At 59.7% G+C, this 10,144-nt stretch carries 10 protein-coding genes; 4 read left to right on the top strand and 6 right to left on the bottom strand.

Annotated elements, in window-relative coordinates; translation table 11 throughout:
* Window positions 1–218 precede the first annotated feature (218 nt).
* The 4 genes from LRK71_RS19720 to LRK71_RS19705 form a co-directional block, all read right to left on the bottom strand.
* A complete protein-coding gene (locus LRK71_RS19720; protein ID WP_232405673.1) occupies window positions 219–914 on the bottom strand; it encodes a DUF502 domain-containing protein in 696 nt (231 codons plus the stop codon).
* Window positions 915–1,010: 96 nt separating this feature from the next.
* Window positions 1,011–1,925, bottom strand: coding sequence for a pseudouridine-5'-phosphate glycosidase (locus tag LRK71_RS19715; protein WP_232405672.1), 915 nt, complete (start codon window positions 1,923–1,925; stop codon window positions 1,011–1,013).
* On the bottom strand, window positions 1,922–2,872 hold the full coding sequence (locus LRK71_RS19710; protein WP_232405671.1) for a PfkB family carbohydrate kinase: 951 nt from the start codon (window positions 2,870–2,872) through the stop codon (window positions 1,922–1,924). Before LRK71_RS19710 ends, LRK71_RS19715 begins: the two co-directional genes overlap by 4 nt.
* A 99-nt stretch (window positions 2,873–2,971) precedes the next feature.
* Complete coding sequence (locus tag LRK71_RS19705) at window positions 2,972–3,913, bottom strand: DUF4198 domain-containing protein (protein WP_232405670.1); 942 nt, start codon at window positions 3,911–3,913, stop codon at window positions 2,972–2,974.
* Window positions 3,914–3,977: 64 nt separating this feature from the next.
* On the opposite strand from LRK71_RS19705, the gene LRK71_RS19700 reads away from it, so the two are divergent.
* Complete coding sequence (locus LRK71_RS19700) at window positions 3,978–5,054, top strand: HupE/UreJ family protein (protein WP_232405674.1); 1,077 nt, start codon at window positions 3,978–3,980, stop codon at window positions 5,052–5,054.
* 93 nt (window positions 5,055–5,147) lie between these two features.
* On the opposite strand, the gene LRK71_RS19695 is transcribed toward LRK71_RS19700, so the two are convergent.
* Window positions 5,148–5,780: a thiamine phosphate synthase gene (locus LRK71_RS19695; RefSeq protein ID WP_232405669.1), complete on the bottom strand. Its 633-nt coding sequence runs from the start codon at window positions 5,778–5,780 to the stop codon at window positions 5,148–5,150.
* A gap of 235 nt (window positions 5,781–6,015) precedes the next feature.
* On the opposite strand from LRK71_RS19695, the gene LRK71_RS19690 reads away from it, so the two are divergent.
* From LRK71_RS19690 to LRK71_RS19680, 3 genes are all read left to right on the top strand, one after another.
* On the top strand, window positions 6,016–6,819 hold the full coding sequence (locus tag LRK71_RS19690; protein WP_232405668.1) for an RNA methyltransferase: 804 nt from the start codon (window positions 6,016–6,018) through the stop codon (window positions 6,817–6,819).
* Between the two features lie 84 nt (window positions 6,820–6,903).
* Window positions 6,904–8,052: a heme A synthase gene (gene ctaA / locus LRK71_RS19685; protein WP_232405667.1), complete on the top strand. Its 1,149-nt coding sequence runs from the start codon at window positions 6,904–6,906 to the stop codon at window positions 8,050–8,052.
* A gap of 3 nt (window positions 8,053–8,055) precedes the next feature.
* The gene (locus tag LRK71_RS19680) at window positions 8,056–9,528 is read left to right on the top strand and encodes a carboxypeptidase M32 (protein WP_232405666.1); all 1,473 of its coding nucleotides are present in this window, start codon (window positions 8,056–8,058) and stop codon (window positions 9,526–9,528) included.
* An 82-nt stretch (window positions 9,529–9,610) separates the two neighbouring features.
* On the opposite strand, the gene LRK71_RS19675 is transcribed toward LRK71_RS19680, so the two are convergent.
* Entirely contained in the window at window positions 9,611–9,961 is a 351-nt protein-coding gene (locus LRK71_RS19675; RefSeq protein WP_232405665.1) for a DUF6614 family protein, read from the bottom strand.
* Window positions 9,962–10,144: the final 183 nt, after the last annotated feature.

The following is a 10,144-nucleotide window of genomic DNA, read 5'->3' as shown; positions in this document are numbered from 1 at the left end:
ATGACCGCAGCGACACATCCAGTCCGGCAAAATACTCCATCGTCTATCTCCCTTGCTCACAGATATCCTGCGATCCTAACGGGAGCTCGACCTCAAATCAGGGTCAGCCCAATTACGCATGCTCTGGGCCGCCCTTTTCCTACCATAAAATCGCTTTGACGAAATTGCAGGCAAGGGGCAACCGATGCTCCAGCCCCGCTTGCCGCAGTTCTGCGGTGCTATTGCGGCGGGGTGCTTGGTGGCGGTGTGACTGGATCCTTTGGGTTGGGATAGACCAACCCGGCCGAGATCACCAGTTTCGCGGCATCCTCAACGCTCATTTCCAGTTCAATCACGTCATCCTTGGGGACAAAGAGTAAAAAACCCGAGGTCGGGTTGGGGGTGGTGGGCAGGAAGATGCTCATCAAGGCATCGCCTGTCTTGGTGCTGTCAGAAACCTCGCCCTTGGCTGTGGTAGAGATAAAGCCAATCGCCCAGATGCCGCGACGGGGGTATTGGATCAGGCAGGCCTTTTCAAAGCTGCGTTCAGACTGAGCAAAAACCGTTTCGGATATTTGCTTGATGCCGGAATAGATCGTGCGCACCACGGGCATGCGATTGACTAGGTTTTCCGCAAAACCAATCAGCGAACGGCCGATGATGCCCTTGGCGACCCAGCCAATGACAATGGTAAAGATCAAAAAGATGATCAGCCCAATACCACGCAGATTGATGCCGATGTATTTTTCCGGCGAAATGGTGTGCGGTACCAGCGGCAGGATCACCGAATCCACCCAGCCAACCACGGTCCACAACAGCCAGATGGTCAGACCGACCGGGGCAATAACCACGATGCCGGTGAAAAACGACGACCGCAGCCGGGCAAACAGGCCAGGGCGGTGGCGGATTGGCTCTTCGTCGAAGGGAGAGGTCATATCTGGTGATCAAGCATCAGGAAAATCTCGTGTTGTGTAGGGCGAACCTAGGTACTGATCCGCCCATGAGCAATGCTATAGTCAAAGGAAAGTCATTTAGCTGTTGAGAGCGACCAGTTCTTTGGCAATTTCTGCCGCCAGCCGTGCATTATTCCGCACCAAGGCGATATTGGCAGTGAGAGAGCGCCCCTCGGTCAGCTCAAAGATCCGTTGCAGCAAAAACGGAGTTACTGCCTTGCCGCTGACGCCTTTGGCATCGGCTTCGCTTTGTGCCTGGGCAATCACTGGCGCCAGATCGGCGGCGGGGATTTCTGCATCCAGCGGGATTGGGTTGGCGATCAGCTGCCCACCAGGCAGGCCCATGGCGCGGCGCGTGTCTTGGGCGCGGGCGATGTCCGCAGCGCTGTTCAGACACAGCGGCGCCATCAGATCCGATTGCGCGGACCAAAATGCGGGGAAGCTGTCCTGACCGTAGGAAATCACCGGAACCCCTTGTGTTTCCAGAATCTCCAGGGTTTTGGGGATGTCCAATATCGCCTTGGCGCCGGCTGCAACAACGGTGACGGGGGTCTGGGTCAGTTCCAGCAGGTCCGCCGAGATATCAAAGCTGGTTTCCGCGCCCTTGTGCACGCCGCCGATGCCGCCGGTGGCAAAAACCGCAATCCCTGCCAGATCTGCGGCAATCATGGTGGCGGCAACCGTGGTCGCACCGGTTTGGCCCATGGCGATACAGACGGGCATATCCGCGCGCGAGACCTTGGCGACGTTTTTCGCCTGACCCAAGGCCTGCAGTTGATCGGCCTCCAGGCCCACATGCAAGACGCCTTTGATCACGGCGATGGTGGCAGGGGTGGCGCCTGCGTCGCGAATATCTTGCTCCACCTGGGCGGCCACTTCCACATTTTGTGGAAAGGGCATGCCATGGGTGATGATGGTGCTTTCCAGCGCCACAATTGCGGTTCCGGCGGCTTTGGCGGCGCGGACTTCGGATGAATACTGGATGTCGATCACAGCGGTGGGTCTCCTGAAACATAGGTGGCGGCGGCCTCAAGAGCCGCGGCCAGGGCGTTATGTCGAGTGTCGCCGCGCGCTTCGGCGGCGATATGGGCGGCCATAAAAGTGTCACCGGCCCCCGTTACACGGGCAACGGTGACAGGCGGCGGTGTTTGAGTGATCACTGGGCTTTCCCCTTCGGCCCTGTGGCTGGGTGCGCAGGCCTCGCTGGCAGAGGATCCACCATCGGTGACCAGCACCCGGGCCGCGCCGTGGCCAATCAGCGCCAGCGCGGCGGCTGCGCTATCGCTGAATCTGTCCTGACACAGGATCCCGGCCTCTTCCAGGTTCACATAGAGCGTGCCACGGGTGGCCGCCAGAAAGGGGCGCAGCCTCTCGGCCTTGCCCGGAGAGGCCGGCGCCACCCGCAAATCTGCATGGGTAAAGGCCGGATGGACGGCAATATCCCCCAGCAGCGAGAGCGTCAGATTGCCATCCAGCGCAATCGCCCCGGTATAGGGCACGGTCGGCGACCCCAGCGTGCCATCCATCAGCGGACGCAGAATTTTCTCTCCGGCCGCCTCTAGCGAATGGGCATCAGCAATGGCAGCGATCAACCCATTGCCGCCTTCCACCGCCATGTATCGATCGGTTGGCAGATGGTCCGAACGATAGAGATGTTCTGTCCGGCAGCCCAGCTGGCGACAGGCGGCGATCAACTCATCGCCTTCGGGGTCACGGCCAACAGAGCTAAGCAGAATGGGTACCAAGCCAAAATGGGCCAGCGTCATGGCAATATTCATCGCCACACCACCGGGCAGACGGGTGATCCGCCCAGGCATGTCAGAGCCGCTGCGCATTTCCGCCGGGCAGCGCCCGATGATGTCCCAAAGCACAGAGCCGATGCAAAGCACCGGCGCGGCAGTCTCTTGTGGGGGGGCGGGGGGCGGCATGTCCTGTGTCATGTGCTCTCTATTGCGCCTTTTTTCGCCCCTCGCAAGCGACAAGCGAGCGGCCTTGGGCGCTTGCAGGAAAATTTAGGGCCTGCACGGCTGGGGGCTGATTTATTCGGGTAGTGCAAAGGTGATCGATGCCCAGAGCGTTTGCCAGACCGCCTTTGGGTCGCCTTCAAGCGGGCGCAGAACCACGGCATTGGCAAGATAGCTGTGCTGGCGGTGCAGGCGCAGGTGAACCAGGCCGGCGTCATCTGTCTGCGCCAGGCTGCGGCTGACCGCGCCATCGGGTGCGCGGGCAAAGATTTCGACCTGGGCCGCGACCCGTGGCACCCCACGATAGAGCAGCAGCAAAGACAGCGGTACCAGAGCGCTATCAGAGCCGGACGCGGTGGCAGGGGCAGTGCTGTTGGTCTGGGCCTGTAGTCCGGCCTCGGTATAGGGGTTTTGCAGGGCGACAAACTCGGTCTCCAACCCAAAGGCGCGATCCGCGCCTTCACCATGACCCACGGCCACCAGCATCTTTGTATGGCGGCTGTAGCTTTCACCAAACCCGAATGCGGGCAGGCCGCGCTGTCGATGCATTGGGCCTGGGTCGCCCAGACCCTGATGGGCGGCGAACTCTGCAAATTCCTGCCAGCTGTCATAAGTAACCAGATCGGGGGTGGTTTCATGGAGAGCAATCAGCAGGCCGGGGGGCAGATCCTCTAGCACCAGAGCAGGCATATCCCCCATGCGGCCGCGATAGGGGGTGACCTGGCCCTGATGCACCGTCTCGAACCGTTGGATGCGATGGTCAAAATAGGGCAGGCGGGCGCCCTTGTACATTTGCCCATTGCGCAGCCCTGCTTTCAGGGTGGCCCCCGAATTCACTTGATATTTCTCTGGCTCAATCCAAAACTCATGCGAGAGCGCCGGTGCCACTGTTCCCGCCAACCAGCCCAGCGCCGCGAGACCAAGGGCGGGCAGGTTTATGCGGAGTAGGCCAGGGCGGGGCGGGCCATAGCGTTGAGTGATTGATTTAGGAACAGAGCGGAACACAGGTTTGAACATTTTCAAGACTTTGCAATTGGGTTGCCTCAGGGTGGCAATCATCGTGATCCTGTCAAGCCTGCTGATGTATCCCCCAAGCGTCGGGCGTGCCCATGAGGTTTCACCCACCATCGCGGATTTTGAGGTCAGCGAGGGGCAGCTGACGCTGACGTTGCGCATGAACATAGAGGCATTTGTGGCCGGTATTGATCTGGACGGGCGCGCCGATACGAATAGCAGTGACAAGTCGGGCGATTATGACTTGCTGCGCACTATGCCCGAGGCAGAGCTGGAACCAATGCTGCGGCTTTTCCTGGAAGATTGGCTGCCAGAGCTGGAGATCACAGCAGGCGTTCCCGTGCCCCTGCAACTGTATAGCCTGCATATTCCGGAGGTCGGCAATGCCAGCCTGCCGCGCAGCTCTGAACTGGTTCTGAAAGGAGAGATTTCGGGCGCGGCACCCTACCTGAGTATTACCTGGCCTGACCGATCCGGCGCGGTTGTCTTGCGGCAGAATGGCGTGCCTGATCCCTATACCGGCTATATCATGGGGGGGGACCGCTCTGGCTTGATCGCGCTGAAGGGGGGCGCGGTGCAAAATGGCTGGCAGGTGTTCCAAAGCTATCTGCCGGTTGGCTTTGACCATATCCTGCCAAAAGGGCTGGATCATATCCTGTTTGTGCTGGGGGTGTTCTTCCTGACGCTGCGCCTGAAACCGCTGCTCTGGCAGGTAAGCCTGTTTACCCTGGCCCATAGTATCACCCTGGCGCTGGGCGCCCTAGGGGTGGTTCATGTCAACCCCGCCATAGTCGAGCCGCTGATCGCCGCCTCGATTGTCTTTGTCGCGGTGGAAAACATCTTTGTCCGCCGGGTGCATAGTTGGCGCAGCCTGGTGATATTCGGCTTTGGCCTGTTGCACGGTCTTGGCTTTGCCTCTGTGCTGGGGGAGTTTGGCCTGCCACCGGGTCAGGTGGTGCCGGCGCTCTTGGGGTTCAATGTCGGGGTTGAGCTGGGCCAGCTGACGGTGATCGCCCTAGCCTACGGCTGTCTGGGCTACTGGTTTGCCGGTTATCCCAAATATCGCGGCAGGGTGGCCATTCCGGCCTCGCTGACCATTGCCCTGATTGGCGGCTATTGGTTTGCGGAACGGGTTTTTCTATAGGCCTCTTTGATAGGCACACAGGCTTATGCAAAAGGCGCCTGCAGTGTTGCAAGCGCCTTTTGATGCTGGTGGGGATGCGCCGGGCTGCCCGCGTTAGCGCATCGCCACCATAAAGCGGTTCAGGGTGGCAGCCGGATCTTCGGTATTCCAGATTTCTTCGCCCAGGCCAAAGAAATCAGTAAAGGGAGAGGTGCTGCGGATCAGATCTTCGGTCAGGCCGCCTTCTGCCACCACAGGCACCTCGATCATCTGCGACCACCAGTCAAACAGATCCTGCTCGGCCACGGCGCCATCACCCAGACCAGAGGTGCCAACGGGGCCAAAGCTGACGTAATCGGCGCCGGCTTCAGCTGCGCTGATGCCATCATGACGCGAGGCACCGCAAAAGCTGCCAACCACTGCGTCGGGGCCCAGGGCCTTGCGCGCGGTGCGTACCGATTTGGAGGCATCGTTCAAATGCACCCCGTCCAGCCCCAGACGCTCTGCCAGGATCTGGTGATCGCTGATCACAATGGCGACCTCGCGGGCGTGACAAACCTCGCGCAGGGCGTCACCGGCCCGGCTCAGGGTGTCTTCATCGCGGCTGGCCATATTCAAGCGCAGGCAGGCGATTTCTGTGCTGTCCAGCACGCGGGCTAGCACATCAGGGAACCGGCCAAGCTCAAAACTGGGGGGGGAGATCAGGTAGATCTGCGGGGCTTCGGGGGCTTGTGCGGCATCTTCCATGCAGGTCACTCCTGTTCGCTTTGAACAATGGGTTGTAGCGGATCTATGGGTGAACGCAAGCTTCTGCAAGGTTTTGGCTGGTATTGCTGGGGCTTGATGGGGCAAATCCGTCGGCTGGTTGGAAAGGTGCAGCTGGCCTGGGGGCTCGCGGTGTTTGAACACCACTGGGCTGGCTAATGGCTTGCTCATCGGTGATGTGAAGACTACAGCAGAGCGGTATTTTGCGGAGAGAATGATGCCAAGCGACACCCCACAACCCGCCTTTGTTCTGGTCCGCCCGCAGATGGGCGAAAACATCGGGGCCGCCGCCCGTGCCATGTGGAACTTTGGGCTAGACCGGATGCGCATCGTCGCGCCGCGCGATGGTTGGCCAAACCCCAAGGCGGTTGCCATGGCCTCTGGCGCTGGGCGGCTCTTGGACGAGGCCTGCCTGGCAGAGGATCTGCCCGCCGCGCTGCAGGATTGCTCTTTCGTGTTTGCCACCACCGCCCGCCCGCGTGAATTGGTCAAACCCGTCTATAGCCCTGAGGCGGCGATGAAGCTGGCGCAGCAGAAAATTCAGGCAGGGGAAAAGGTTGCGGTGCTGTTTGGCCCCGAACGCGCTGGGCTGGAAAACGACGATATCGCCCGCGCCAATGCCATTATCTCGGTGCCGGTGAACCCTGACTTTGCCTCATTGAACCTGGGGCAATGCGTTTTGTTGACCGCCTATGAATGGCAGCGCCAATCGCAAGAGGTAGCCGATGAGGTTACTGAGCTGGGGAAAACAGACTGGGCGACCGGGCGCGACGTCGAAGCCCTGGTCAGCCACTATGAGGATCGTCTGGATGAGGCGGGCTATTTCTTTCCGCCCACAAAATCCGAAGGCATGAAGGTGGTCTTCCGCAATATGTTCAGCCGGATGCGGCTGACACGGGCCGATGTGCAGATGCTGCATGGCATCATGCGCCAGATGGTGCGCTGGAAGCAGAGTGATACCGAGAATGGCGAAACCAAGAGGCAGGGTGACAGCAGGCCGCCAGAAAAATGGCGTCTGTAACACGTCCCCGATTTCCAGGCCGTCTGGCACTGGACCTTCCTGAAAAGCCTGCCTAGCGTGGCGGCGGATCTGAAAGAGGCAAGCATGAGCAAGCGCAATATTTTTGAAGAGGTCGAGGGCAGCAAGTCCGACGCGGCTCCACAGGCCGCACCGGGGATGATTGATCGCGGGCACCGCGGCGCCCGCGGGGCGATCCGGGGCTGGTTGATGGCGCTCTTTGCACTGGTGGTGGCGATGATTGTGGTGGGCGGGCTTACCCGGCTGACCGATTCTGGCCTGTCGATCACCGAATGGCGTCCGGTCACCGGCGCGATCCCCCCGCTAAGCGAGGCCGATTGGCAGGCAGAATTTGCCAAGTACAAACAGATTGATCAGTGGCAGATCGAAAACAAGTGGATGCAGCTGGCAGATTTTAAATCCATTTACTGGTGGGAATGGGGCCATCGCCAGCTGGGCCGGGTCATGGGCTTGGTCTGGGCCATTGGGTTCATCTGCTTTTTTGTGACCCGTAGCATCCCCACTGGCTGGGCGGGACGTCTGGCGCTGCCGGGGCTGCTTGGCGGCATGCAGGGTGCCATTGGCTGGTGGATGGTCTCCTCTGGGGTCACCCAGGGGGAAGGCATGACCGCCGTTGCCTCTTATCGGCTTGCAACGCATCTTGGGCTGGCCTTTGTCATCCTTGGGGTCATTGCCTGGTATGTCTTCTTGTTGGGGCGGTCTGAACGTGACCTGATGCAGGCGCGCCGTGCCAAAGAGGCGAAGATTTTCGGCTTGTCTACCGGGCTTTTGCATTTTGCCTTTTTGCAAATCCTGCTGGGCGCGCTGGTCGCGGGCATCGATGCCGGGCGCTCTTATACGGACTGGCCCTTGATGGGCGGGCAGCTGCTGCCACCAAACCCCCTGATGATCGAGCCGCTATGGAAGAACTTCTTTGAAAACCCCGGATTGGTTCAGTTTATCCATCGGGTGAGCGGGTATCTTCTGTTTGCCTTCGCGGTTGTTGTTTGGCTGCGGGGGCGTGGCTCTGCCCACCCGGCAACCCGCAGTGCCTTTAACCTGATCTTTGCAGTTTTGTCGCTGCAAATCCTGCTGGGCGTGATCACCGTCCTCTACGCAGCGCCCTGGCAGGCAGCAATTCTGCACCAGCTCGTGGCGGTTGGCCTTTGGGTGGTGATCCTGCGCGGGCGGTTCCTGGCTGCCTATCCTGTTGCAACTTCGATCAAGGACCACTGAGCTATGACAAACACATTTGACAGCCTGATAGCCTATGAACGGGACACCCAGGCGCTGGCGCAGATTGCCGGGCGGCTTGGTTGGGATCAGGAAACCGTGATGCCGCGTGGCGCTGCGCCACAGCGCGGCGAAGAAATGGCTGCCATCGAGGCGGTGATCCATGGACGTCGGTCCTCTGCTGCGGTGGGTGATTGGCTGGAAACGGCTGTGGCACCGGATGAAGCCGGCCGCGCCCAGCTGCGCGAGATCAAGCGCAGCTATGATCGTGCCGTTAAGGTGCCTAGCGATCTGGCAAAACGACTTGCTCGGGTGACCTCTGAAGCGCAGGGCAAATGGGCCGCAGCCCGCGCTGCAGAAGACGTGGCAGCCTTTTTGCCCGTGCTGCAAGAGGTTGTTGCCCTCAAGCGTGAGGAAGGCCAGGCCCTGGCCGCGGGGGGCGATGTCTATGACGCCATGGTCGCAGACTATGAGCATGGCACAACCGCCGCTGAAATCGCGGCGATCTTTGACGCCATGCGCCCCGGTCTGGTTGATCTGCGCGCCCAGGTGTTGGAACGTCCCGCGCCCAAGGCGGTTGAGGGGCGCTTTTCCGAGCAGGCGCAGATGCAGCTGACGCGTAAGCTGGCCAAGACCTTTGGCTATGACATGCGCCATGGGCGTGTCGACAAGGCGGTGCATCCTTTCAGTTCGGGCAGCGGCCTGGATGTGCGGATCACCACCCGCACCAGCGAAGAGGACCCGTTCAATTGTTTTTATTCCACCATCCATGAGGTCGGCCATGCGGCCTATGAACAGGGTATCAGCCGGGATTTCCTGCTGACGCCATTGGGAAGCGGTGTTTCTATGGGCGTGCATGAAAGCCAAAGCCGGATTTATGAAAACCAGATCGGGCGTGGCGCGGCCTTTACCAGCTGGCTGTATGGCGAAATGCGGGCAGAGTTCGGTGACTTTGGCATCCCGGATGCACAGGCCTTTTATCGCGCGGTGAACCGGGTTCATCCCGGCTTTATCCGCACCGAGGCAGATGAGCTGCAATACAACCTGCATGTGATGCTGCGCTTTGATCTAGAGCGCGCTTTGATGGCAGGGGATCTGGAAGTCGCCGATCTGGAAACCGCCTGGAATGACCGTTTTGCCGCTGATTTTGGCTATTCTGTGGATAAGCCGTCGAACGGCTGCCTGCAGGATGTACATTGGTCTGTTGGTCTGTTTGGCTATTTCCCCACCTATGCTCTTGGCAATGTCTATGCGGGCTGTCTGAACCAGAAACTGCGCGCCGACTTGCCGGATCTCGACGCCGAGCTTGCGGCGGGCAATACCGCCTCTGCCACCGGTTGGCTGCGTGAAAACCTGCAACAATACGGCGGCCTGCGAAGCCCGCGTGACACCATTGCCCATGCCGCTGGCGTGGCACCAAGCCCAGAGCCGCTGATGCAGTACCTGACAGATAAATTCACCACGCTCTATGCGCTCTGACAGGGCAGTACAGACCGCATAAGAAAGGCCGGGCAAATGCCTGGCCTTTTACGTTTCTTGCAGGGAACTGAGCGGGCTATGGTCAGATCAGCGCCATGCGCTCGGCGCGTTCCGGATCGGGGAAGGGGCGGAAGAGGCCAAATTCTGCATGGGCAATCAAGTCGTTCACATTGCGATACAGCCGGTCAACTTCTTCGTTGCTTTCGCCTAATACGCGAAAGGCATCATCCAGCTGGCTGAGGTTGTCGAACTCAATTTCCAGCAGGAAATCCCGGCAATTGTCGCTTGCAAGGTTCAGCTTGCGCCGTAGCAGTCGATGCCCCTGCACGACACCGCGCTCTTTCAGATAGGCCATCCATTGGTCCACGGCTCCGGCAAAGGCCAGCGCTTTGGCTTCGTTGTGGAGATCAATAGAGCAGTGATAGAGATTCATAAAAAGGCCCTGCCAAAATTGTGGATTTTCAGACCTTTTGATAGCGGCAAAAACCTTCGTTTACGTTAATATTTCCCTGCCTGAAAATTGTTCCGTTCTATATGGGGGCGGAAAACGCTACCTACCCTTGGGTATTTTTTACGCGCCCCGCGCTTGATTCCTATGGGCACGGAGGTCATTCAT

It is taken from the genome of Pseudophaeobacter flagellatus, assembly GCF_021228235.1.
GTDB lineage: Bacteria > Pseudomonadota > Alphaproteobacteria > Rhodobacterales > Rhodobacteraceae > Pseudophaeobacter > Pseudophaeobacter flagellatus.
Note: the sequence above shows the minus strand (reverse complement) of the source record. Positions and strands in the feature narration are given on the sequence as shown.

What these genes read in the sequence shown, in the direction of transcription:
- LRK71_RS19680 (WP_232405666.1), top strand. Translation starts at nt 8,056, where the DNA reads ATGACAAACACATTTGACAGCCTGATAGCCTATGAACGGGACACCCAG.
- ctaA (WP_232405667.1), top strand. Translation starts at nt 6,904, where the DNA reads ATGAGCAAGCGCAATATTTTTGAAGAGGTCGAGGGCAGCAAGTCCGAC.
- LRK71_RS19705 (WP_232405670.1), bottom strand. Translation starts at nt 3,913, where the DNA reads ATGTTCAAACCTGTGTTCCGCTCTGTTCCTAAATCAATCACTCAACGC.
- LRK71_RS19720 (WP_232405673.1), bottom strand. Translation starts at nt 914, where the DNA reads ATGACCTCTCCCTTCGACGAAGAGCCAATCCGCCACCGCCCTGGCCTG.
- LRK71_RS19675 (WP_232405665.1), bottom strand. Translation starts at nt 9,961, where the DNA reads ATGAATCTCTATCACTGCTCTATTGATCTCCACAACGAAGCCAAAGCG.
- LRK71_RS19690 (WP_232405668.1), top strand. Translation starts at nt 6,016, where the DNA reads ATGCCAAGCGACACCCCACAACCCGCCTTTGTTCTGGTCCGCCCGCAG.
- LRK71_RS19710 (WP_232405671.1), bottom strand. Translation starts at nt 2,872, where the DNA reads ATGACACAGGACATGCCGCCCCCCGCCCCCCCACAAGAGACTGCCGCG.
- LRK71_RS19695 (WP_232405669.1), bottom strand. Translation starts at nt 5,780, where the DNA reads ATGGAAGATGCCGCACAAGCCCCCGAAGCCCCGCAGATCTACCTGATC.
- LRK71_RS19700 (WP_232405674.1), top strand. Translation starts at nt 3,978, where the DNA reads ATGTATCCCCCAAGCGTCGGGCGTGCCCATGAGGTTTCACCCACCATC.